Origin of the sequence: Alicycliphilus denitrificans, from assembly GCF_044792555.1 — a bacterium.
GTDB classification, from domain to species: domain Bacteria; phylum Pseudomonadota; class Gammaproteobacteria; order Burkholderiales; family Burkholderiaceae_C; genus Alicycliphilus; species Alicycliphilus denitrificans_A.
The window spans coordinates 1,382,511-1,403,822 of sequence record NZ_CP126238.1 but is presented as its reverse complement, the minus strand read 5'-3'; the positions used below and the strand labels follow the sequence as shown (position 1 = coordinate 1,403,822).

The window sequence follows — 21,312 nt, the reverse complement described above, 5'->3', positions numbered from 1 at the left end:
GCGGGCGTGGCACCGCGCGGCTCGACGGCATTGTCTTGGCAGTCACACGATCTCCTACGGAAAAAACTCAAAAGTGCGTGTTCTACCGCTACTTCAGTTACCGAATGTAGCCAGTTTCGGAAGCGACCGCCAACACCTTCCCTTTCGGGTGGCAAATTCAGCCATCCATCATGAAAGCAGCAAATGGTGTGCACATATTCACAGGTCACAGCATATGCTGAGTCAAACCTTACCACCGCCCATCCGAATCGAGTACCCGTGAAACGTTGTTGACACTCCCCTTCAGAGGGGTATCTGAGGAAACGATCATGCGCCACCTGCTTCTATCCGATGTGCAATCCACCAACCTGCAATTGCTCCATGCCATCCTTGTCGGCACGGCACGCGACATGGTGGAGACCTGCCGCAAATTCAACCTGCATGCGGCCCAGGCCGAGCGCCTGCGGGCGATGAACCCCGCCGAGGTCTGGAACCTGGTGCATGCGGTCGGCCAGACATCCTTGTTCGTGCCGCGGGCCGATCTGGTCGCGCTGATCGACTCGCCGCCGGCACTTGCGGGCACCCTGGCCGCCGCGCGTCCGCCCCTCCCTGCGTCGCCTATGCACATTCAGGTGTCCCGATAGATGCCGGGCAGCAAAATCAGCCAGCGCGTGCGGGCGCTGCAGCTGGCCCATGATTGCGCAGCACTGGGGGCGCGCATCCGCACGATCCACCACCTCACCGGGCTGCGCCCGCGCGAGCTGCTGTACCTGCTGTTCAATGCGCACGCCATGCCCCCCTGCGGCAGGGCCCCGAATTCCCGCGAGTGGTACCACAACGCCAACCTCCTGCAACGGATTGAAGCGTCGGTCGTCATCGCCAACTTCCAGCGCATGCGCCATCTGGGATTTCCGGCGCCTGAAGCCCTGGTCGGCGCGTACCGCTACTACCAGTCGATGTACCGGCCCCCGCCCCGCATCAGCTTCGACCGGGCTTTCGACCTCGCGGCCCACACCGAAGGCCTGTGGATCGCCAAGGCTCCCAGCTTCCGCCTGGCGGCGTGCGCCCGCTGCGGCAGCGAATTCCTGGACGCGCTGGGAGGCGCCGACACGACGGCACGGCCCTGCCCCTTCTGCCAATTACTCGATCGACACGCCCGCGATCCGCGCCTCACCGCATCCTTCGCCGAGCCGCCGCCGGCTTCCGAGGATCTGATCGCCCATCTGATGCCTGTTCAGGACTTGCTCACGGATGCCAATGGCGAAACCCCCTCCACTTCGCCTTCATTGCCGGCAGCCGAAACCTAGCCTTTTCCGCACAATGAATGTCCATGCGCCCCGCACAGGCGCGGAGATTCTTCGATGGCTACCGGCTCCTCCTCCAACGCCGCCGCACAACCCTTCGCATCCTCGGATCCCGGCTTCGAGGCCGTGCCCTTGGCTGCGGTGATCGCGGGACAGCAGGCGCTCCTGGCCCGCATCAAGCTGTGCTTCGGCGCTGATCGCGCCACCTTCGAGCGCGAGCTGATGCCGCTGGTTCACGGCTACGCACGTTTCGTGCACTTGCTCCCCGCCACCGCCGACAATTACTTCCACACACCTGGCGGCCTGCTGCAGCTCGGGCTGGAGACGGCGTTCTTCAGCCTGCAGGGCACGGACGCGCATATCTTCTCCGGTCGCGCCACGATTTCCGAGCGGCGTGAGCTGGAGCCGCGCTGGCGCATCGCGACCTTCATCGGCGGCCTGTGCTGCGAATTGCACCGGACGCTGACCCAGCTGATCGTGACCACCGCAGACGGCGAGGAATGGCCCGCCTTCCTGGGCGGCCTGGCACCATGGCTGGAGCGACGAGTGGCCGATCGCTACTTCGTGCGCTGGCGCGCCAATGCGCGGGAGTCCCGCGGCACAGGCCTGTTCGCCCTACCCCATGTCGTCCCGGCCGAAGTGCTGCAGATGCTGGGCGATGGCAATTCCATCGTGGTGCCGCAGCTCCTGGCCAGCATCGCGGGTGTCCCCCAGTACCGAGAGCACAACGTTCTGGACGAACTCGTGCGCCGGTCGATGGCACTGGTCATCGACCGCAACCTGCTGGCCAGCGCCGACCGCTACGGCAAACCCCAGTATGGATCGCACCTCGAGCGCTATCTCGTGGACGCGCTGCGCCGCCTCGCCGCCGGCCATTCCGCGTGGGCGCCGAACCGCGACAAGAGCCGCGTCTGGCTCGGGCCGGAGGGGTTGTTCCTGGTCTGGCCCACAGCGGCCGAGGATGCGCTGTCGCTGCTGGAGAGTGACCAACTGGCCGGCATCCCCAAATCACCCCACACCTTGCTGGACCTGCTGCTCGAGGCGAAGGTTCTGGTGGCTGGCGGTGGCGGTCGAGAAACCTGGGACATACAGCCGCCGGGCGCGAAAACAGCCATCGAAGCGGTGAAGCTCGCCAATGCGGCGATCTTACTGGCAGGCCTCGATCCCCAGCCCGCCGCCCTGACCATCCACCTTCTCGCTCAGCCACCCTCCCCAACGAAGCCGCCGGGTCAGGCACCGAACGCGAAGCCAGTGGCAGCCGAAGATTCGCCAGCCGCCGCGACTGCCACGCCCTCTCCTCCACTGACCGCCCCGCCCGAAGCAACAGCGACAGCGGCGCCGGCAGAACAGCTGTCGCTGCTGGATGACGCCAGCAATACCGACGCGCCCATCGCTGCGCCGCAAGAGGCCGCCCCCTTGGCTGAAGCGCCCGCTGCAACGCTTTCAGGGCCGGAACCACTCGCCATCCGCCTGCGGGCACCGATGCGCCTGAACCCTGCCGTGCGCAATGCCCTGGCCGAGATCGTGGCGACCCTCAATGACAGCGCCGCCAGTTCGGACGTCTGCACCTTGGCCGAGGGCATCTTCGTGCCGCTGGCCGATTTCGAGCGACGCGGCATACAGCCCAGCATCGCGATCCGCGCCCTGGACGACACGCGGATGATCCGCCGTCCGCAGCCGGGCGGCCCGCCAACGGTCTCACGCCGGATTCGCGACGCCACCGTTGCAGGCGTGATCCTGGCGCCCGCGCATGTCGAAGGCCTGGACCCGAAGGCCTTTGCCCCCGCAGCCGAGGGAGAAGTGATCGCATCTTCCGACTCTGCAGCCACACTGCACCGGGGCCGCTGACATGCTGGTGCGCCGCTACGAAATGCCCTGGCGGCGTGCCTTCGAGGCCCATGCGGGCCTGGTGTGGCTGGCCGCCTCGCTGTACTTTGCGCTCATCGCGCTGATCGGCCCGCTGCCTGTCCTTCCTTCGCTAGTCCTCGCTGCCGCCTGCCTGCTGATGGCCTGCAGACGGACGGCCCAGGCGCTGCGGATACTGCGGCTGCGCGGATCGCTCGGCGGGCGCCGCATCCAGGGGCTGAGCACGCAGGAACTGGGCCGCCTGTGCACCGATCCGGCCCAGGTGTTCCTGGGTTTCGGCTTTGAGTGGCGGCCCGTGCATGCGCAGCGTCTCTACGAGCTCGCCAAGGTGGACTACCGCGAGTTCACCGTGCCCCCGTGGCTACAGCATGCCCTGGGGCAAGGTGGCGCGGCCCAGCCCGATGCCGAGATCGGCCTGCCCTACATCCACGGGGTGGAGCCGACCGAACGCCCGCTGCACCGGCCGCTGCAGAACTTTGAAGGCGGCACGCTGCTGGTGGGCACCACGCAGTCGGGCAAGGGCGTGGCGCTGGCCAACCTGATCACCCAGGCCGTGCGTCGCGGCGACGTCGTGATCGTGATCGATCCCAAGAACAGCCGCCGCCTGAAGCGGGTGGTCGAGCGGGCCTGCGAGGACTACCGCGAGGCGGACACCTTCATGGAGTTCCACCCCTCCTTTCCGGAACGCGGTGTCCGCCTGGACTTCACCTTCAACTGGCAAAAGCCCACCGAGATCGCATCGCGCATCCAGTCCATCATGCCGCCCGACACGGCCGGCGCCTTCACGGCCTTCGGCTGGGACGCCGTCAACGTCGTGGTGCAAGGCCTGGTCGAACTGGAGGAGCGGCCGAACCTCATCAAGCTCACCAAGTACATCGAAGGCGGCATCGAGCCGGTGCTGGAAGCCTCGCTGCGGCGCTTCTACGAGCTGTTGCTGGGCAATGGCTGGCGCGACCAACCCGAGATGCGCAAGCTGCTGCACGATGCCCACCGTGGCAATATGCGCCGGCCCTCCGAGGCGGCGAGCGCCGACCTGATGGGATTCGTCGCCTACTACGAGCACCATGTCGCGCAGAACCAGCGCAGCAAGGTGCTCGACGCCCAGGTTCGCACGTTCCGGCACAACCGGGAGCACTACCAGAAGATCACGGCGAACCTGCTGCCTATCCTTTCGATGCTGACCTCGGGCGACCTGGGCCGCAGCCTGTCGCCCGATCCCTTCGATGCCGACGATCCACGCCCGATCATGAACTTCGAGAAGATCGAGCGCGGCGGCCACGTGCTCTACATGTGCCTGGACTCGTTACCCGACCCGTCGGTCGCGTCGGCCATCGGCGCCCTGGCCCTGGCCGACCAGGCCGCCCGGGCCGGCATGCGCTACAACCTCGGCACCTACCGGCGCATCTCGCTGTTCGTGGACGAGGTCAGCAACGTCATCAACCAACCCTTGATCGAGATCCTGAACAAGGGAGCCGAGGGCGGAATCTTCGCCACCTGCGCCATGCAGACGCTGGCCGACCTGGCGCGGCGCCTGGGCAGCGAGGACGCCGCCCGCATGGCGCTGGGCAACCTGAACAACCTGATCGCGCTGCGCACCAAGGACCGGCCCACGCAGGACTTCGTGGTCGAGACCTTCGGCAAGACCGCGATCCACACGGTACGCGTCGGCCTCAGCCACGGCGCAGACACCCACATCGGGGATTTCTCGTCGAGCTATTCGACCCAGCTCACCGAAAGCTTCGAGGAGGTGGTGCCCGCCGACATCCTGGGCAAGTTGCCGAACCTGCAGTATTTCGCATCGGTATCGGGCGGCCGCATCATCAAGGGCCGGTTCCCGATCATCCATCCGGATGCGGACGCGCAGCCCCGTGGAGCCACGGCATGATCCGGGCCGTCGCAGTCATCTCCCTCGTGCTGCTGCTCATACTGGTGCTGTACGTGCCTGCCGTGCATCCGCCCGAGCGCTTCATGGATCAAATGCGCAGCGAGCACCTGGTGGCTGTCGACTTCTGGGGCGTGGAGCCAGCCTATCGGATGCTGGATCGCGCCGTGCGCATGCAGTCCAATGCCGCCGAAGCCAGTCCTCTCCCAACGCTGAGGGACATGCCCAAGACGCAGGGCATCAACCGCGCGGTCGCCACCGAGATGGGCTCGGTCAGCCAGCGCCTGTTCAACAACGCCTACTTTCGCTCGGTCGATGCGCTGCTGATGCTCGCAAGCTACCGCCTGTCCAGCCTGCTGAAATGGCTGCCCTGGCTGATGCCTCTGGCGCTGGCCGCAGGCATCGACGGCCTCCTGCTACGCGTGGTTCGGTCCAAGGAGTTCCTACTGCACGACCCGGAGATGTTCGCCGTGTGGTGCTCCCTGCTGATCATCACCGGCTGCGCAACGGTTGTCGCTTTCGTGCTGCCCGTCCAGTTGCATCCCGCCATGCTGGCCGGGTCGCCCATCGCAATGACGGTGCTGCTTGGCCGCGCCATCACGCATTTCCACAGGCGCGCGTGACTGGGCCCTTGGGGTGGTGCTGTGTTTTCGTGGCCCATGCCCAGTTCTTGAGCCTGTCGCGCCAACTTGGACATGGCTTGTCTGCTGGAACGACTGCGTCCATCCTTGAACTGCAGAAGGTCGTTCAACACTCTCTCGCATGGTTCGTTTGCGTTGGGTCAGGCCCTGAGTCCCAGGGCCCGCAGCCACGCATCCACCTGTCCGAAGGCATCCATCTGCCACTGATCCGGCGTGCGCTCCCCCAGCACCTGTGTGTCCGCCACAAAGTGGCGCACGCAGGTAGGGCCAAAGCCCTCCGGTGTATCGAATTTGTCAGCGATGTATTCGTAGCCTGCGGCCCCGCTGGCGATCTCCAGCAAAGGCCGGCAGGCCTCGGCCAGCGCTTGCGGCCCACCCGGATAGTTGCGGATGCAGTAGTAGATGTCGTAGGCGTCCTTTTGCTTGTAGCGCCCCGCAATCGCATGCCCCTTCATGGCCAGCAACGCCGGAATCGAGCAGACCGCGACTTCCACGCGGTTCGTTCCGCCATTGGGCATGGCCCCGGCGATCGCCACCATCTGGTAGAAGCGCACAGCCAGGTCGGCGCCATCCGCGCGCTGCACGGCGAACTCGCTGATCAGCGGAGGCACGTTCTTGACGATTTCCGCATCCTTGGGCATCAGGAAGTCGATGATCACGTCGATCGGGGTGCCCCCGTCCGCCGTCGCGATCTGGCGTACCAGTTGGAATCGCCGGAGTTCCTTGCGCTGCGCGTAGCCATGTCCCAGCAGGGCTTCCACCAGATTGGCGTACTCGCCGTCTCCCAGCGCGGCCGCATCCAGGCCCAGATCCAGGTCCAGCGTCCCCACGTGGGGCATGTCTTCGTTATCACCCAGCAGCAGCCAGGGCACGGCGCCGCCCACCACGGCGAACTTGCCTTTGAAGCTGCCGAGAATCTGCCCGATCTCGACGAGGACGGCCTTGACGGCCGCCGTGGTGCGGTCGTCGTAGTCGCTGGCGTACTGGGGTTCGCCCGGGGTCATGTTGGCCATTGCAGTCTTTCTTGCCGAAGATGGTCGGCGGCCTCCCGTCCGCGCTCACCCGCCTTGGAGAGGTCCAGGTAGGTTTGAACAGGGCTGGTGCAGGCCACACCCGGCGCCGGCTCCACGGTATCGAGGAACAGACCCGGCTCTTCGAGCACGGTCACCACCACGTTCTCGCCCTTGCTGGCGGGTGAGAGGCCCAAGGTGGAGCGCAAGTGTTCCAGGCCCGCCTCGTCGGCATAGAAGTAATGGGTGCCGGTACGGCCATAGGGGGCGAGCCATTGCGCTGCAGAGAATGAGGCCAGTGCAGTATGCCCGTTCCCCGTCGGGGCCGGTAGTTTGCGCATGGCGACCTCGAACGAAGCTCCGTGCAAGGTCGTATAGAAGCCCAGGCGCTTGCCGATCGGCGGCTCGTAGGCGTCGCGCCAGGTATCCAGTAGCGCATCGGGATCCGACAGGAAAACTCCGTCGCCCGACAACTGGGCCCATTCCCGATCCAGCAGGCTGGTACGCACGTTGCTCACGTGGCCCAGGCTGACGGCAGCGGCTTCGGCCAGTTCAGCGACCCGCCAGGCGCGGCCGGGCTCGCGCAGCATTCGGCGCAGCACCCGGGCGGATTTTGGCTTGAACAGCGAACGCAGCTCGCGCCGCTCCGGGACAGGCTTGCTCGCTACCTGGCGTGATACGAAAAAGGTGCTGAATGCCAGGCGTGCATTGCCTTCCAGGTCGATGAAGGCAACGTCGTACTCTCGGCACAAGGCCTGGGCCTCGGCCGACAGATAGGGCGCGATGAACACAGGGGTGACCGGCTCGGGCTGGCGCTGGGCATATTCCTTGAGTTGCAGCAGCGCCGCACGCACATGCCGGGGCTGGCCGCTGGATTTGACCTCGGCGACCAGGGTATGACGGCGGCCGAAGAAATCGACATGCGCGATCAGGTCGACGGCGCGGTCGCCCTCTTGTCCAACGTTCCTGACCTCCAGGTGCTCGACAGCCGGAACCTCCTCCAGGATGCGGCGGAGCGCATCGGCGGCTTGCTGCTCTATTTTCACTAAAATTGCCTGTTTCATCATTTGTTGAAATTACCTGTTTTGCTGAAAAAGTCAAGGGAATTTCACTGAAAATGATATTTTCAGCAGACACTGAAAGCAATTAAACTGGTGAAACCAACCTGTGGCGCCCTCTATCAGAATCCATCAGTGATGGTCGCCCCTCAAAACCGGAATGCATAGAAACTCCGAAAGTCGAGAGCAACTTCGCCAATGCCAATGGGAACGGGATATCGCCACAGTCCAAAGCGGTCCTGCCCCCGTTCTCCATGAAGGCGGGTATCAGCGCTGGTTGCGAAACACCCCTGAGTTGAGCTTCATTCCCGGGCGACATGTATGCAGCCCGCTCCTATTCTCTGTCCATGCGCCGATGCGCGTGTTCATTGAACTCCAGGACACGAGGACCCATGCCATGCTGATTGCCATGCCGAACTCCAGCCCCGCAGGGCATGCCTCCGAGGGCGCCGCCGACTCCAGCGACGTGGTCGAGACGCGGCTCTGGCTGGAGGAGCACAACTGGCTCTATGCCCTGCTGCGCAGCGAGAGCAATGTCGCCCCCACGTTTCGCATCCCGGATCTGCTCAGCGCCTGCGTGACCCTCGTCTTCAGCAGGGACGATGCCGCGGAACGCATCTTCGGCTTCCTCGGAACCGCGCTGGTCATGCGCTCGCCGACCACACCGCGCCGACGCGAGTCGCTGTGGCGCCCCCAGTTCGAGCTGCTGCACGACCTACAGTGCTCGCCCGCCAATCGGCATCCCAACCCCAAGTTCCAGCTCGACCAGCTCACCACGGCCTGCGTGGCGCTGTGCCAGCAGGAGGATGCTTCGGGCGCGGCCGTGCTCGTCCAGGCACGCCGCAACATGGTGGAGCGCCACCTGACCCAACTCGCGCCGCGACACCGGCGCTGACCTTGCAGCATGGCGCCGCTCACCCGCATTGACCTTCCGGGCTCCCGCCCGGCTCACCCGCCAAGACCCTGACCGGCACGCCGGTCCCCACCCCGTGCCCGCGCCGCAGCGGGCTTGTCCCGAACCACTGGGGGGTGTTCGATGCGCTGGGTTGTCGTTTTCATGGTGGCGATGTTGCCGGCCACATCGGCCCTGGCCATGTGCTGGGATACGGCAGCGCAGCGCTATGGCATTGCGCCGGAGCTGCTCTACGCCGTCGCACGCACCGAGTCGAGTCTGAACCCGCGTGCAGTGAACCGCGCGCATGAGAAGCGCACGGGTAGCTACGACATCGGCCTCATGCAGATCAACAGCCGGCACCTGCCCCGGCTGGCCGGATTCGGCATACGAGAGTCCGATCTGTACGACCCCTGCGTGAATCTGCAGGTGGGGGCATGGCTGATGGCCGACAGCTTCGCACGCCATGGCGTCAGTTGGAACGCCATAGGCGCCTACAACGCCGCCTGCACCCAGCTCAAGGGGGATGCCTGCACGCAGGCGAGAGCCACCTATGCATGGAAGGTGTACCGGCATCTGCCGTCGGTGCGCACAGCGGATGCGGGTCCCCGGCAGAAGGCCTTCGTCGTTGCGGCGCGAAGCCAGGGCTTGCACGTGAGAGTCACGCCATGAAGCGCGCGACGCCCGAGGCACGGTGCCGCCGGTGCGCGCTGGGGGCATGCCTGGCCATCTCGGCCTGCACCACTGCGCCGCCCGCCGCCATCGAGCCGCCCGCGCCGGTGGCCGCCAAGGCCTGGGCACGCCTGGCGCAGCGCGGGCATGGCGCCGAATCCGTGTTCGCACTGTGCCGTGGCGATGCCTGCCCCCGGCCCACACCCAAAACCTTGAACACGGCGCCAAGGGCCATCGCTCCGGCGATACCCGATCCCGCCGTCGCTGCTCCGATACCGCTTCTTGATTCGATCGGACCCGGCGAACAGGTGGGGGTGCAGACCGATCCGGCCGCCCCCTCTGCAGAGGAACCGCCAGGCGCACAACCGCAATCGGCACCGCCATAGCGCGCCAGTTCTATCCGCGACCTAGGACGAGAACACCCACCTGTCCGGGCCTTGGCCCCACCCCGCCACTGTGCAGACCAAACCGCCCCACCCGACCGACACCCGCTCCTTTCATTTTCCGGAGATTCGTCATGAGCACTGCCATCCTGCCCACTCCCACTACAGCCTCGCGGCGCGCCCCCGCGCGCAGGATCCTCGGCTTTCTCTGCCTGGTCGCCCTCGCCCTGGCCGGCCTGGCGCTGGCATTCCCGAGCCATGCGCTGGACCTCGTGGCCTTCACGGGCATCACCGGCCCGCTCACCTCGGCGCTGACGCAGATCGCCGACCTCGGTCCGGGCATCAAGGCACTCGTGGGCTTCGTCGGCTTCGTCGTGGCGTTGATCTCGCTGTCCGCGCTGCGCAATTTCGGGCCCGTGCTGTTCTACGTGGGCCTGGCCATCTTCGCCGCCGTGGGCCTCGTGATCGCAGGCGCGATCATGGGCGCGGTCGTCTGAGCCCCCGCGCATCGCCCTCCCGGAGGCCCACATGCAAGCGGACACCTATATCCCGCGGCGCCTGGACGACCAGTGGAAGATCGGCTTCTGGGACGTCGACGTTGCCGCGCCCATCGTTCTCGCCTTCTTCATCGGCTATCTGTCGGCGAGCAAGGCCGCGTTCGCGGTCTGCATGGCCGCCGGCATCGCCGTCTCGCGCTGGATCTCGCGGCTGAAGGCGGACAAGCATCCCTCTTTCGCACTGCACTGGCTCTACTGGCACCTACCGGTGAACCCCGCCACGGCCATGCGCGTCACGCCGCCCTCGCACATCCGCCGCATGGTCGGCTGAACCGGAGCACCGCCATGGACTTCGACCGGCTCAGCGGCGACCTCAAGGACATGCGCCGGCGCAACCGGGGCCTGGGGCTGGCCGTCGGCGCCCTGGCCGCCGGCCTGCTGCTCGCGCTCGCCATCATCATCAACCTGCTGGGCACGGTGCGCACCGTCGTCGTGCCGCCCTCGCTCAGCAAGAGCTTCTGGGTCACCAGCGACCGCGCCTCCAGCGAGTACCTCGAGCAGATGGGCAGCTTCGTCGCCTGGCTGATCCTGGACGTGACGCCTTCCACCATCGACTGGAAGAAGGACATCCTGCTGGGCTACGTCGACCCCGCCCAGTACGGCCCGCTCAAGACGCGCCAGGAGGTCGAGGCCGAGCGACTCAAGCGCATCAACGCGGCCACCGCCTTCGCGCCCCAGCAGCTCGTCGCCAGCGAGGACACCCAGTCGCTCGTCGTGCGCGGCAGGCTACGCACCCTGGTCAACGGCTACGAGACGGCCAACGACCTCAAGGCCTACCGCATCGAGTTCGGCTTTGCCGGCGCTCGCATGCATGTCATTGGATTCAAGGAGGTGCCCTATGCGGTCAAGTGACAGCACGCTCACACGGCCCTGGCCTGCGTATTTCCCGCGGCGCGCGCCCCTGCGGCAGCCGGCCGGGAGCCTCGCGGCCACGCTGCCGCCAGCATCCCGTGACAGCCAGTCGCACCAGCGCTGGGGCCGACTGCCACCCACGGCGCGCAAGGTGCTCGCCGTCACCGCCCTGTCCCTGGGTCTGCAGGCGCACGCCCTGCAGGTAGTCGAGGCCAGCGACGGCGTGGCAGTCGAAGCCATCGTCTCCCTCAAGGAACCCACGCGCATCCGCATCGAGGGGGCGGCGATCACCGACGTTTTCGGCAACATCCATTCCAGCCATTGCGGCGGTAGCGCGCCGGCCATCCCGTCGGCCCCCACCACACCCTCTGGCACACCCGGACTCGCCAGTCCGGCATCGCTCACCTCATCCCCAACCAACCCGGCCGGCGACGTCATCGTCGAATGCGACCGCGACAAGGGCGAGGTCTACATCCGGCCCGTCGGCAACGCGATGCGGCCCATCAACCTGTTCGTGTCGTCGGCCACGGCCACCTACACGCTGCTGCTGCGCCGCGCGGACACCCCGGCCGACACCATCGTGATCCGGGACAAGACACCCCAGGCGCTACGCCCGGGCATCCCCGAGGCCGCACCCTCCGGCCCGGCGCCCAGCCATGTCCGGGCCATGAAGGGCCTGCTGGTGGCCATGTCCTCGGACCGCGTGCCCGCCGACGTGCGCGTGGAGGAGGCCTCCAAGCCCATCCAGATCTGGGCTGAGGCGCGCTTCACACTGCTGCGGCGCTACGATGGCCGCGGCTACGTGGGCGAGAAGTACGCGCTGCAGAACGTGAGCCTGGCCCCCATGGTGCTGGCCGAGCAGGAGTTCGACCGGCCGGACAGCCGCGCCGGCGGGGAGATCAGCGGCATCGCGATCGAACACCACAACCTGCGGCCGGGCGAGACCACCAGCGTCTATGTGATCCGGCGGGGAGGCACGCGATGAGCACCCCCTCCATGCCCTCGGGGTCGTCCGGATCCGGGCGCCCACCCGGCCATGCCGTGCGCGGCTGGCTGGAGCGCCTGTCGCCGCGCCAGCGCCAGTACGCGCTGCTGGCCGCCATCCTGGGCGGCGGCATCGGCCTGCTGTGGATGATCTTCAGCTTCGCGGGCAGCGATGCCAAGCCGCACAGCGGCCGCGCGGCCCAGACCCAGCCCGGCGACGTCACCAACATCGGCGTGATGCCGCCAGGCGGCCAGGTCAACCCAGTGGACCAGTGGGTCGGTACGGCAGGCCGCAAGCTGGCCCAGTACGAGACCGAACGCGAGGCGCAGAGCCGGGTCAACAAGGACCGCGAGGCCTTCGAGAACAAGACCCTGCAGCGGTTCGCGGAGCTGGAGAAGCGGCTGACCAGCACCCAGCAGGCCACGGCATCGCCACCTCCCGCGCCCACGCCGCCGCCACCGGCGCCCGCACCGGCAGCCCCCACCGCCATGCCGCCCGCGGCCGGCCTGCCGCCTGCGTCGCCCCCGGGCACAGGCGCCATGCCCTCCGGCATGCCCACGTTCCAGGGCATGGCCGCGGCCGCGCCACCGACGCCCGTAATCTCCCGCGTGACGCTGGCCGAGCGCGCCCGCCCGTCCGCCACGGCCGGCGGCGACGGCGCCCACCGGGCCGAGGGAGCCAGCCAGACATCGACTGCCCCCAAGACGGTGTCCACCTTCCTGCCGGTGAGTTTCACGCGCGGCATCCTGCTCGGCGGCCTCGATGCCCCCACGGGCGGGCAGTCCCAGGCCAATCCGCACCCGGTGCTGATCCGCCTCTCGGACAACAGCGTGCTGCCCAACCAGTTCCGCGGCGAGTACCGCGAGTGCTTCGTGATCGCGGCCGGCTATGGCGACATCAGCTCCGAGCGCGCCTACCTGCGCACCGAGAACCTGTCGTGCGTGCGCTCCGACGGCGACACGCTGGAGGTGCGCATTCAGGGTTCGGTCTACGGCGAGGACGGCAAGGTGGGCATGCGCGGGCGGCTCGTCACCAAGCAGGGCCAGATGCTCGCCAACGCGCTGCTGGCCGGCGTGGTCAGCGGCATCGGCCAGGGCCTGTCCACGGCCAACACCACCTACAGCACCTCGGCCCTCGGAACCATCGCCAGCGCCGACAGCAATGCCGACGCCTACCGGGCAGGCCTGGGCCATGGCGTCGGCAAGGCGCTGGACCGGCTCGCCCAGTACTACATCAAGCTGGCCGAGAACACCTTCCCCGTCATCGAGGTGGACGCCGGCCGCCAGATCGACGTCGTGATCACCAAGGGCGTACGCATCGACGTGCCGATGACCGCCTCCTCTCACTCCCCTATCGAGCGCGGCCAGCGCCGCACCGCTTCCCCCGAAACCCGCTACCTGGAGGCCACCGATGATGGCAATTACTGAATCAGCGCGTCGGCGGCGTCGCGTCGCTTCGGCGGCGCTATGCGCAGTGCTGGCGGCTGCGGCGGCCACAGCCCAGGCCGCGTCTCCCGACGAGACCCGACTCCTGACCGCGCTGCGCAAGGCCCATCCGGGCACCGAGTTCACCGAGGTGTCCCGCACCGAGGTCTCGGGCCTGTACGAGGTCTGGATGAACGGCAACGTGGCCTATGTCGCTTCGACGAATCCGCGCTACTTCATCTTCGGGCGGCTGTTCGACACCCAGGCCATGCGCGACATCACGGGCCCAAAAATCGCGCAGCGTACCGGCCAGGATGGGCGGGCACAGACGGAATCCGTGTCCGCGGCACCCGTGCCGCTCGACCAGCTGCCGCTGGCCGATGCGATCAAGACGGTGCGCGGCAACGGCCAGCGCAAGCTCGCCGTGTTCAGCGACCCGAACTGCGTCTACTGCAAGCAGCTCGAACCCGAGCTCGCCGGCCTGGACAACGTCACGATCTACACCTTCCTGGTGCCGTTCCAAGGCGAGGCCCGGCCGGTCGCCATCTGGTGCGCCGCCGACCGTGAGCGCGCCTGGCGCCAATGGATGCTGCAGGCGGATCCCAGCCTGATGCAGCCAGGCGCACAGTGCGAGCACCCGATAGCGCGCAACCTCGAGCTGGCGCGCCGGCTCCGCGTGCAGGGAACGCCGACCATGATCTGGGCGGACGGCAGCCGCACCGACGGCTATGTCGGGCGCTCGGTGCTCGAGGCCCGATTTGCAGAGGTCGCCAAGGTCGCAGCGGCCCAGCCGGTCAAGACGGAGAAGCGGCCATGAGCGCGCACACTGCCTACACTGCCTACACTGCACGCGCGGCCGCCGCTGCCCTGCTGCTGCCGCTGGCCGGCTGCATGAACATGTCGGGGCTCTCCGGCAACTCCAAATACGCCTGCGCCGCGCCCGAGGGCGTGGCCTGCGACTCGGTGTCCGGCACCTACACCAACGCGCTGCACCACAACCTGCCCAGCCAGCAGGCATCGGCTGCCCGCGGCGAGTCTCGGGAAGTTGCGCCGGAGCCCGGCTCATCGCCGCCAGCGCGCCAGCCGATTGCCGGCGCGCCGCGCAGCATTGCCGATGGCGGCGCGGAAGGCGCCCCTGCCCTGGCACTGCGTTCCCAGGCTCGGGTGCTGCGCCTGTGGACCAAGCCCTGGGAAGACGCTGACGGCGATCTCTGGGACCAGGGCTATGTCTATGTGCAGGTCGATGCCGGACGCTGGCAGATCGACCATGTGCGCCAGCGCATCCGCGACCAGTACGCCCCGCTGCGCCCGCCTCCGGCGCCTGCACCGACAGCGCTCCCCGCAGGCACACCGCCCCCGGCCGAACCCGAAGCCGCAGGCCCGACCGGCGGTGCGGTGCAGCGCCCCGCCCCCTTCCACGCCTTCCCCTCGCTCGCCCAGCCACCGGCGGGCCTGGGCCCTCGTCCGCAGTGAGGCCGCCATGCTGTTTTCCTCCACCGACGCTCAATCTGGCGGCACCCGCGCCGCGCCACTGTTTCCGTTCGGCATGGCCGCGGACACGCCCGCCGAGCAGTTCGCCGGCTGGCTGCCCTACTCCGCCTACCTGGCCAACGAGAAAATCTTCGTGAACCGTGACGGCATGGGCTTCATGCTCGAGGTGATGCCGCAGTCGGGCGCCGATGAGCGCATGGCCGAGGTGCTGGTCTCGCTCTATGCCAACTGCCCGCCGGACACCGGCCTGCAGTTCCACCTGTTCGCCTCGCCGCACGTGCGCCACCAGCTGCGCCAGTACACCAACCTGCGGGTTGAGGACGAGGACCAGGCCGAGAAGGCCCGCCCGTTCGGGCGGCCCGTGCCCAACGAGAACCTATTCCGCAAGCTGGCGCACCAGCGGGTGCAGCACCTGCTGCGCGGCACCCAGGCCTCGCTGACGGCGGGCTTCCACTACACCTTGCGCGACTTCCGGCTGATGCTGAGCGTGGCGTTTCCGGGCAGCGCGGCCGACCTGAACCGGCGCGAAGCGCTGCTGGCGCTGCGCGACTCGATGGCGGCCACGCTGCGCTCGGCCATGCTGCCCAACCGGGTCTGCGACGCGGTCGACCTCATCAACTGGTGTGCGCTGTTCACCAACCCCGACCGCATCGCGCATTCGGATGCCGAGGACCTGAACTACGACGATGACCGCAGGCTGCGCTACGACGACGGTCGGGAGATCCGCGACCAGATCGTGGACTTCGACACCATCCAGGATCCGCACCCCTCGGGGATCACGCTCTGGAAGGAAACCAGCGCCGAGGTGCTGGAGGCGCGCTTCTATTCGATCAAGTCGTTCCCGGAGCGCTTTGCCCTGTGGCAGATGGGCTCGCTGATCGGCGACCTGATGCAGCCGGCGTTGCAGTACAACGCGCCCTTCCTGATCACGCTGGGCGTACACGTGCTGGATCCCAACGCCACCAAGTCCATCATCACGGCGAATCACGTGCGCGCCACACAGAACGCCAAGTCCAAGATGGCCGACGTGATGCCGGACGTGCGCAAAAAGCTCGACGACTGGTCGGCCGCGGCCAATGCGATCGACACCGGCGGCAGCCTGGTGAGCCTGTACCACCAGCTCGCGATCTTCACGCCCCCGGACAAGGCGGCCTCGGCGCACGAGGCCGCGAACGCCATCTGGCGCGCCCGAGGTTTCCAGCTCAATGCCGACGCCTACATGCACCGCCAGGCGCTGCTGGCCAGCCTGCCGATGACGCTGACACCCCGATTCCACAAGGATCTGGGCAAGATGCGCCGCGTCACGCGCAAGACCATGGCCAACGCCATCCACATGGCGCCACTGATCGCCGAATGGCGCGGCACGCGCACGCCGGCGCTGGTGTTCGGCGGGCGGCGCGGCCAGGTCATGACGCTGGACCTGTTCGACAACGACCTGGGCAACTACAACTTCGCGATCATCGGCGCACCCGGCTCGGGCAAGTCCGTTCTGATGAACGAGTTGGCCTGGTCGTACCGCGCGATCGGCGCCAAGGTGTGGATGCTGGATCTGGGCCGCAGTTTCGAGAAGCTGTGCCGCAAGGCCCAGGGCACCTACATCGAGTTCCGGCCCGACGTGGACATCTGCCTGAACCCGTTCACGATCGTGCACGACATCAACGAGGACATCGACATGCTGGTGCCGGGCATCAGCAAGATGTGCTCGATGCAGCACGCGCTGGACGAGGTCCAGTACAAGGCGATCTCGGCGATGGTGCTCAAGCTCTGGCGCGAGCACGGCAACGACCTCACGATCACCGGCCTGCGCGATGCCTTCAAGACCGGAACTATCGAGGAGCTGGGCGTCGCGGGCGATCAGCGCATCAAGGATCTGGCCATCATGCTCAACCCCTATGCCAGGGGCGGGCAGTACGAGCGCTTCTTCGAGGGGCGGGCCAACGTCGATTTCTCGAACGACTTCATTGTCATCGAGAACGAGGAACTCAAGCGCCGGCCCGACCTGCACGCCGTCGTCAACATCCTGCTGCTGCACCAGATCACCGGCGAGATGTACCTGACGCGCAACCGGCGCAAGGTGCTGTTCATCGACGAGCTCAAGCAGCAGCTTGGCGACATCGGCGCCGATGATCCGGTGAAGGCCGCTGTGGTGGAGGAAGCCGCGCGGCGTGCCCGCAAGTACGGTGGCGCGCTGGGTACGGCCACGCAGAGCGCGGACGATTACTACGGCTCAGCGCAGATGGAGGCGGCATTCAATTGCTCGGACTGGGTGTTCCTGCTGCGGCAAAAGCCCGAATCCATCGAGATGCTGGACCGCAAGGGGCGGCTTGCGATGGACGAGCCCAAGAAACGGCTGCTGAACTCGCTGCGCACGGAAGCCGGCGCGTTCTCGGAGCTGTATATCTCCTCGCCCGTGGGCGAAGGCGTGGCGCGCAACATCCTGGATCCCGCGACGCACCTGCTGTTCTCGAACAAGCTGGAGGACAACGCACCCATCGACGCGTTACGGGCACAAGGGCTGTCGATTGACGAGGCGATTGCCGAACTGCTGCGGCAGCGGGGGCATGCGTTATGACCCGGCCCCTGCTGCTCCACGCCGTGGTTGCGGCGCTGCTGGTTGCCCTCGGAATCGCCGCCTATGACCGCTGGGTGCTGCGGCCCGCCCTGGTCGTGGGCGTGGTGGACCTGTCCGAGGTCTACCGCGCCAAGGAGGCCGAGTTCACGCAGTTGCTGACCCAGACCGGCAGCGAGTCCGAGCGCGAACGCGCGCTCGCGCTGGCGCGCAGCTTCTCTCAGCGCCTGCCCGCGGCGCTGGACGAACTGCCGCGCGAATGCGGCTGCCTGGTGATGGTCAAGAGCGCGATCGCCGGCGCACCGAACAGCCGGGATCTGACGCCGCTGCTGCGCAGAAAGGTGGACCAGCCATGACCACGCAATCCACCTCGACCGAAGCCATGGCACCGACACAGCTACCGGCCCCAGGCTGGTGGCACCGGCACGCCCAGGCCTTTGGCGATTTCCTGCACCACATGCGGCGGCGCTGGTACCTGTACCTGCCGGTCTTCGCGATCTGGAGCTTCGCCTACGTGCGGCTCTTCATCGACCCGACGCCGCACATGCCGGTCCTGGTCAACTGGACGTCGAGCCTGCCCTACCACGTGGCGCTGATGCAGTTCCAGCAGCAGCCCGTGCGCCGCGGCGACCTGATCGTCTTCGCGTTCGCGGGCGAGGCCCAGGCGCACTACCCTGGCCTGCGTGGCCAGCCCTTCTTCAAGCAGGTGCGCGGCGTGCCCGGCGACGTGGTCACGGTCCTGGACCGCGCGGTCTTCGTCAACGGCGAGGCCGTGGGCCTGGCCAAGACCCATGCCTTCGACGGTCACCCACTGGCGCCCATCGCGCCCGTGGTGATTCCACCCGGGCATTTCTACGTGCAGGGTATCGGCCCCCACAGCTTCGATTCGCGCTACGCCGAAAGCGGCCTGGTGCGCGCCGAGCAGGTGGTGGGCATCGTGGTGCCGATCTTCTGAGAGGCCGGAACATGCGCAGCGTCTCCATCCTCACCGCGCTCCTGCTGGGCCACGCGCTGGCCGCAGGCACCGCGCTGGCCCAGACCAGCCCAGCGTTCGGCCCGCTGTCTGCGGTGCCCAGCCAGGAGGCCTCAGGCGACATACCCCTCGCGGACTACCTGGGCCTGCTCAAGCAGATCGCGCCAGCGGCGGAGAGCGGTGCACGCACCTACCTCGCCGCCCTGCGGTTGCGCTGCGGCCGTGCGTTGACCACGGCCGAGCTGCGACAGGCCGTGTCCGAGGGCGAAGGCAATCCCGCCCTGATGGGCCTGATCCGCGCCGCCCACCAGAAGGACAGCGCAGCGCGCGACCGGCTGGTCGCGCAACTCCCCTGCCTGCGCGGAGGCACACGATGAAAGCCCGCCTCGCCCTCGCCCTCGCGTTCGCCGTGCTGGCCGGCACCAACGCCTCCACGCACGCCACCGACCTCGGCACCCTCGGCCCCACCTACGAGATCACCGAGCCCCATCTGCTGCGGATGATCGAGCAGCGCCTGCGCGAGAAGGAGCGCTCGGGCGAGTTGGCCAGGATCGAGCAGGATGCGCGCGCGCGCGGCACGGAGGCGGTGCGCAGCCCGCCCCCCGTCGCCGGTGTGCAGACCACGGCCAAGCCGCGCAGCTTCTACTACGACCCGAGCTACACGCTGGACCGCAACATCCTCGGCGCGCATGGCGAGCTGCTGTTCGCCGCCGGCACCAAGGCCAATCCCTTGGACGTGGTTTCGCTGTCGCGGCACCTGCTGTTCTTCGACGCCCGCGACGGCCGCCAGGTCCGCCAGGCGCGCGAGCTGCTGGGGCGGTACCAGGGCAAGGTCAAGCCCATCCTGACGGGTGGCTCCTACCTGGACCTGATGAAGTCCTGGCGCATCCCCGTCTATTACGACCAACAGGGACTGCTGACCCGCCGGCTCGGTATCGCCCAGGTGCCGGCCCTGGTCTCGCAGGAGGACAAGCGGCTGCGCATCGACGAGATGGAGGTGCCGCGATGATCCGCTTGCTCCATTCTCTGACTACCAGCCTGCTCGCCGCGCTGCTCCTGACGCTGACCACCTCGGTCTCGGCCGCCGGGGTAGCCACCTGCACCGGCAAATTTCCGAACCCGATCACCGATATCTGCTGGAGCTGCATCCTGCCGCTGAGCATCGGCGGCGCGCGAATCGGCAACTTCGGCGACCAGGAGGACATCGACAACCCGAGCAGCCCGCTGTGCACCTGCGGCGTGAATCCCATCATCGGCCTGTCGATCGGTTTCTGGGAGCCCGCGCGCCACGTCGAGGCCGTGCGCAAGCCCTTCTGCCTGACATCCCTGGGCGGCATCGACCTCGACCCCGGTATTCCGGCGCCCGAGGCGGCCCGCTTCACGCGCCCCGAGGGCGATGGCGACGGCGGCAGCTTCTACCAGGCCCACTTCTACGTGAACCCGGTCCTCTACTACCTGGAGGTGGTGACCGATTTCCCGTGCCTGGAGAAAGGCTCGTTCGACTTGGCCTATCTCACCGAGGTCGATCCGCTGTGGGCCGACGACGAGCTCACCCTGATCATCAATCCGGACGCGGCGCTGTTCGCCAACCCGGTGGCGGTCGCCGCCTGCGCTGCAGACTGCGTGGCCGCCTCGGTGGGCTTCGGGATCCGGGAGATGTTCTGGTGCGCGGGCTGCCAGGGCGGCCTTTATCCAATGAATGGCCATGTCCCGTACCACATGGGCGGTGTGCGCACCGCGGCCCTGATGGCCCAGCGCCTGACGGCCAAGATGCACCGCGAGTTGATCGCCTGGGGCTGGCATGGCCAGGCGGGACTGTGCGGGCCGTACTTCGAGCCCGTGATGAACAAGACCGCCTACAAGACCCAGCTCACCCACCCCATCCCCAACACCACCAAGGAAGCCGGCAAGTGCTGCCAGCCCTTCGGCCGCACGACTGTGACCTGGGGCGCCGGGAAGGAGTACCCAGTGCGCGGCGAGGACTTCGCCTTCATGTTGTTCAGGAAAAGGAACTGCTGTGTCGGCTACTGACCTCCCCACCCTCCTGCGGCGCGCGCTCTCCCTGCTGGCGACAACAGCCGCCATGCCTATAACCTGGGCCGCCGGCCCGACCATCACAGAGGCCGACATCGAGCGTGCGCGCCGCGCACAGCCCACGGTCACCGAGCAGGACATCGAGCAGGCGCGCCGCAAGCACGGCATGCCGCCGATCGACCTCCCGGCGAATGCCCCCGCGACTACTGCCCCCTCCGTCGACGCCCTGCCGCAGCCCGTGGCACGCACACCGATGGATCTGGAAGCGCTGGCGCGCGGCTATGCCTTGCAGGCCGACGCGATGGAAGCGGCCCAGAGTCTGGCCAAGGGCCCCGGCCTGTTCGTCTTCGTCAGCCTGGCGATACCCCGACCCACGCTGCAACGCCTGATCGACCAGGCGGCGCGCGCCCGGGCCTCGGTCATCCTGCGGGGCCTGGCCAACGGCTCGCTGCGCCAGACCGTGGCCCAGGTGCAGCCGCTGATCGGCCAGCGCCAGGTCGCGGTGCAGATCGATCCGCAGGCCTTCGACCGCTTTGCGATCGCGCGCGTGCCCAGTTTCGTGCTGGTGCGCGACGGCACGCGGCCCGAGTCCTGCGCCGCGGGCAGTTGCGCGCCGCCGGAGGCCTTCCTGCGCACGGCAGGGGACGTGAGCCTGGACTACGCGCTCGAGCACATGCAGCGCGCCGCCCCGGCGTTCCGCGCCGACGCCGCCCCATTCCTTGCCCGGCTGCGGAACTAGG

The 21,312-nt window shown here is 67.6% G+C and carries 24 protein-coding genes; 21 read left to right on the top strand and 3 right to left on the bottom strand.

Annotated elements, in window-relative coordinates; all coding sequences use genetic code 11:
• Positions 1-308 precede the first annotated feature (308 nt).
• Genes P7644_RS06700 through P7644_RS06680 form a run of 5 tightly spaced genes read left to right on the top strand, consistent with a single transcriptional unit; the run spans position 309 to position 5,654 of the window.
• Positions 309-623 carry a hypothetical protein gene (locus tag P7644_RS06700; protein WP_404302380.1) on the top strand — a complete coding sequence of 105 codons (315 nt, stop codon included), beginning with the start codon at positions 309-311 and terminating at the stop codon, positions 621-623.
• On the top strand, positions 624-1,286 hold the full coding sequence (locus P7644_RS06695) for a FlhC family transcriptional regulator (RefSeq protein WP_404302378.1): 663 nt from the start codon (positions 624-626) through the stop codon (positions 1,284-1,286). It abuts the gene before it with no gap.
• A 54-nt stretch (positions 1,287-1,340) separates the two neighbouring features.
• On the top strand, positions 1,341-3,131 hold the full coding sequence (mobH, locus tag P7644_RS06690) for a MobH family relaxase (RefSeq protein WP_404302376.1): 1,791 nt from the start codon (positions 1,341-1,343) through the stop codon (positions 3,129-3,131).
• A gap of 1 nt (position 3,132) precedes the next feature.
• Positions 3,133-5,034: a conjugative transfer system coupling protein TraD gene (traD, locus tag P7644_RS06685; protein ID WP_404302375.1), complete on the top strand. Its 1,902-nt coding sequence runs from the start codon at positions 3,133-3,135 to the stop codon at positions 5,032-5,034.
• Positions 5,031-5,654 carry a DUF4400 domain-containing protein gene (locus P7644_RS06680; protein ID WP_404302374.1) on the top strand — a complete coding sequence of 208 codons (624 nt, stop codon included), beginning with the start codon at positions 5,031-5,033 and terminating at the stop codon, positions 5,652-5,654. Before traD ends, P7644_RS06680 begins: the two co-directional genes overlap by 4 nt.
• Before the next feature lie 158 nt (positions 5,655-5,812).
• Here the strand turns inward: P7644_RS06680 and P7644_RS06675 are convergent, their stop codons facing one another.
• Together P7644_RS06675 and P7644_RS06670 are read right to left on the bottom strand one after the other, a co-directional pair.
• Positions 5,813-6,685, bottom strand: a complete 873-nt coding sequence (locus tag P7644_RS06675) for a nucleotidyl transferase AbiEii/AbiGii toxin family protein (RefSeq protein ID WP_404302373.1) — start codon at positions 6,683-6,685, stop codon at positions 5,813-5,815.
• Positions 6,673-7,749, bottom strand: coding sequence for a type IV toxin-antitoxin system AbiEi family antitoxin (locus tag P7644_RS06670; RefSeq protein WP_404302372.1), 1,077 nt, complete (start codon positions 7,747-7,749; stop codon positions 6,673-6,675). Before P7644_RS06670 ends, P7644_RS06675 begins: the two co-directional genes overlap by 13 nt.
• A 388-nt stretch (positions 7,750-8,137) precedes the next feature.
• Here P7644_RS06670 and P7644_RS06665 point away from each other — a divergent pair, with 388 nt between their 5' ends.
• The gene (locus tag P7644_RS06665; RefSeq protein WP_404302371.1) at positions 8,138-8,635 is read left to right on the top strand and encodes a hypothetical protein; all 498 of its coding nucleotides are present in this window, start codon (positions 8,138-8,140) and stop codon (positions 8,633-8,635) included.
• Between the two features lie 141 nt (positions 8,636-8,776).
• A complete protein-coding gene (locus P7644_RS06660; protein WP_404302370.1) occupies positions 8,777-9,304 on the top strand; it encodes a lytic transglycosylase domain-containing protein in 528 nt (175 codons plus the stop codon).
• Here P7644_RS06660 and P7644_RS06655 read toward each other — a convergent pair.
• Complete coding sequence (locus P7644_RS06655; protein ID WP_404302369.1) at positions 9,294-9,539, bottom strand: hypothetical protein; 246 nt, start codon at positions 9,537-9,539, stop codon at positions 9,294-9,296. The genes P7644_RS06660 and P7644_RS06655 overlap by 11 nt on opposite strands.
• A 282-nt stretch (positions 9,540-9,821) precedes the next feature.
• Between P7644_RS06655 and P7644_RS06650 the strand changes: the two genes are divergently transcribed.
• Genes P7644_RS06650 through trbC form a run of 14 tightly spaced genes read left to right on the top strand, consistent with a single transcriptional unit; the run spans position 9,822 to position 21,311 of the window.
• Positions 9,822-10,184 (top strand): hypothetical protein, encoded by a 363-nt coding sequence (locus P7644_RS06650; protein WP_404302368.1) that lies wholly within the window; start codon positions 9,822-9,824, stop codon positions 10,182-10,184.
• A gap of 31 nt (positions 10,185-10,215) precedes the next feature.
• Positions 10,216-10,515 carry a type IV conjugative transfer system protein TraL gene (gene traL, locus P7644_RS06645; protein ID WP_133156802.1) on the top strand — a complete coding sequence of 100 codons (300 nt, stop codon included), beginning with the start codon at positions 10,216-10,218 and terminating at the stop codon, positions 10,513-10,515.
• A gap of 14 nt (positions 10,516-10,529) precedes the next feature.
• Entirely contained in the window at positions 10,530-11,096 is a 567-nt protein-coding gene (gene traE, locus P7644_RS06640; protein ID WP_133156803.1) for a type IV conjugative transfer system protein TraE, read from the top strand.
• Complete coding sequence (locus tag P7644_RS06635; protein WP_404302367.1) at positions 11,083-12,081, top strand: type-F conjugative transfer system secretin TraK; 999 nt, start codon at positions 11,083-11,085, stop codon at positions 12,079-12,081. Before traE ends, P7644_RS06635 begins: the two co-directional genes overlap by 14 nt.
• A complete protein-coding gene (locus tag P7644_RS06630; RefSeq protein WP_404302366.1) occupies positions 12,078-13,508 on the top strand; it encodes a TrbI/VirB10 family protein in 1,431 nt (476 codons plus the stop codon). The genes P7644_RS06635 and P7644_RS06630 overlap by 4 nt, the downstream gene beginning before the upstream one ends.
• A complete protein-coding gene (locus P7644_RS06625) occupies positions 13,492-14,322 on the top strand; it encodes a DsbC family protein (RefSeq protein WP_404302365.1) in 831 nt (276 codons plus the stop codon). Before P7644_RS06630 ends, P7644_RS06625 begins: the two co-directional genes overlap by 17 nt.
• Positions 14,319-14,978 (top strand): TraV family lipoprotein, encoded by a 660-nt coding sequence (locus P7644_RS06620; RefSeq protein ID WP_404302364.1) that lies wholly within the window; start codon positions 14,319-14,321, stop codon positions 14,976-14,978. Before P7644_RS06625 ends, P7644_RS06620 begins: the two co-directional genes overlap by 4 nt.
• A gap of 7 nt (positions 14,979-14,985) precedes the next feature.
• Positions 14,986-17,568: a type IV secretion system protein TraC gene (traC, locus tag P7644_RS06615; protein WP_404302363.1), complete on the top strand. Its 2,583-nt coding sequence runs from the start codon at positions 14,986-14,988 to the stop codon at positions 17,566-17,568.
• Entirely contained in the window at positions 17,565-17,921 is a 357-nt protein-coding gene (locus P7644_RS06610) for a hypothetical protein (RefSeq protein WP_404302362.1), read from the top strand. Before traC ends, P7644_RS06610 begins: the two co-directional genes overlap by 4 nt.
• The gene (gene traF / locus P7644_RS06605) at positions 17,918-18,520 is read left to right on the top strand and encodes a conjugative transfer signal peptidase TraF (protein WP_404302361.1); all 603 of its coding nucleotides are present in this window, start codon (positions 17,918-17,920) and stop codon (positions 18,518-18,520) included. The genes P7644_RS06610 and traF overlap by 4 nt, the downstream gene beginning before the upstream one ends.
• 11 nt (positions 18,521-18,531) lie before the next feature.
• Positions 18,532-18,915, top strand: a complete 384-nt coding sequence (locus P7644_RS06600) for a hypothetical protein (RefSeq protein WP_404302360.1) — start codon at positions 18,532-18,534, stop codon at positions 18,913-18,915.
• Entirely contained in the window at positions 18,912-19,547 is a 636-nt protein-coding gene (gene traW / locus P7644_RS06595; RefSeq protein WP_404302359.1) for a type-F conjugative transfer system protein TraW, read from the top strand. The genes P7644_RS06600 and traW overlap by 4 nt, the downstream gene beginning before the upstream one ends.
• Positions 19,544-20,569, top strand: a complete 1,026-nt coding sequence (locus tag P7644_RS06590) for a TraU family protein (RefSeq protein WP_404302358.1) — start codon at positions 19,544-19,546, stop codon at positions 20,567-20,569. Before traW ends, P7644_RS06590 begins: the two co-directional genes overlap by 4 nt.
• Positions 20,570-20,621: 52 nt before the next feature.
• Complete coding sequence (gene trbC, locus P7644_RS06585) at positions 20,622-21,311, top strand: type-F conjugative transfer system pilin assembly protein TrbC (RefSeq protein ID WP_404302356.1); 690 nt, start codon at positions 20,622-20,624, stop codon at positions 21,309-21,311.
• The last annotated feature ends 1 nt before the right edge of the window (position 21,312 follow it).

What these genes read in the sequence shown, in the direction of transcription:
- P7644_RS06700 (WP_404302380.1), top strand. Translation starts at nt 309, where the DNA reads ATGCGCCACCTGCTTCTATCCGATGTGCAATCCACCAACCTGCAATTG.
- P7644_RS06695 (WP_404302378.1), top strand. Translation starts at nt 624, where the DNA reads ATGCCGGGCAGCAAAATCAGCCAGCGCGTGCGGGCGCTGCAGCTGGCC.
- mobH (WP_404302376.1), top strand. Translation starts at nt 1,341, where the DNA reads ATGGCTACCGGCTCCTCCTCCAACGCCGCCGCACAACCCTTCGCATCC.
- traD (WP_404302375.1), top strand. Translation starts at nt 3,133, where the DNA reads ATGCTGGTGCGCCGCTACGAAATGCCCTGGCGGCGTGCCTTCGAGGCC.
- P7644_RS06680 (WP_404302374.1), top strand. Translation starts at nt 5,031, where the DNA reads ATGATCCGGGCCGTCGCAGTCATCTCCCTCGTGCTGCTGCTCATACTG.
- P7644_RS06675 (WP_404302373.1), bottom strand. Translation starts at nt 6,685, where the DNA reads ATGGCCAACATGACCCCGGGCGAACCCCAGTACGCCAGCGACTACGAC.
- P7644_RS06670 (WP_404302372.1), bottom strand. Translation starts at nt 7,749, where the DNA reads ATGATGAAACAGGCAATTTTAGTGAAAATAGAGCAGCAAGCCGCCGAT.
- P7644_RS06665 (WP_404302371.1), top strand. Translation starts at nt 8,138, where the DNA reads ATGCTGATTGCCATGCCGAACTCCAGCCCCGCAGGGCATGCCTCCGAG.
- P7644_RS06660 (WP_404302370.1), top strand. Translation starts at nt 8,777, where the DNA reads ATGCGCTGGGTTGTCGTTTTCATGGTGGCGATGTTGCCGGCCACATCG.
- P7644_RS06655 (WP_404302369.1), bottom strand. Translation starts at nt 9,539, where the DNA reads ATGGCCCTTGGCGCCGTGTTCAAGGTTTTGGGTGTGGGCCGGGGGCAG.
- P7644_RS06650 (WP_404302368.1), top strand. Translation starts at nt 9,822, where the DNA reads ATGAGCACTGCCATCCTGCCCACTCCCACTACAGCCTCGCGGCGCGCC.
- traL (WP_133156802.1), top strand. Translation starts at nt 10,216, where the DNA reads ATGCAAGCGGACACCTATATCCCGCGGCGCCTGGACGACCAGTGGAAG.
- traE (WP_133156803.1), top strand. Translation starts at nt 10,530, where the DNA reads ATGGACTTCGACCGGCTCAGCGGCGACCTCAAGGACATGCGCCGGCGC.
- P7644_RS06635 (WP_404302367.1), top strand. Translation starts at nt 11,083, where the DNA reads ATGCGGTCAAGTGACAGCACGCTCACACGGCCCTGGCCTGCGTATTTC.
- P7644_RS06630 (WP_404302366.1), top strand. Translation starts at nt 12,078, where the DNA reads ATGAGCACCCCCTCCATGCCCTCGGGGTCGTCCGGATCCGGGCGCCCA.
- P7644_RS06625 (WP_404302365.1), top strand. Translation starts at nt 13,492, where the DNA reads ATGATGGCAATTACTGAATCAGCGCGTCGGCGGCGTCGCGTCGCTTCG.
- P7644_RS06620 (WP_404302364.1), top strand. Translation starts at nt 14,319, where the DNA reads ATGAGCGCGCACACTGCCTACACTGCCTACACTGCACGCGCGGCCGCC.
- traC (WP_404302363.1), top strand. Translation starts at nt 14,986, where the DNA reads ATGCTGTTTTCCTCCACCGACGCTCAATCTGGCGGCACCCGCGCCGCG.
- P7644_RS06610 (WP_404302362.1), top strand. Translation starts at nt 17,565, where the DNA reads ATGACCCGGCCCCTGCTGCTCCACGCCGTGGTTGCGGCGCTGCTGGTT.
- traF (WP_404302361.1), top strand. Translation starts at nt 17,918, where the DNA reads ATGACCACGCAATCCACCTCGACCGAAGCCATGGCACCGACACAGCTA.
- P7644_RS06600 (WP_404302360.1), top strand. Translation starts at nt 18,532, where the DNA reads ATGCGCAGCGTCTCCATCCTCACCGCGCTCCTGCTGGGCCACGCGCTG.
- traW (WP_404302359.1), top strand. Translation starts at nt 18,912, where the DNA reads ATGAAAGCCCGCCTCGCCCTCGCCCTCGCGTTCGCCGTGCTGGCCGGC.
- P7644_RS06590 (WP_404302358.1), top strand. Translation starts at nt 19,544, where the DNA reads ATGATCCGCTTGCTCCATTCTCTGACTACCAGCCTGCTCGCCGCGCTG.
- trbC (WP_404302356.1), top strand. Translation starts at nt 20,622, where the DNA reads ATGCCTATAACCTGGGCCGCCGGCCCGACCATCACAGAGGCCGACATC.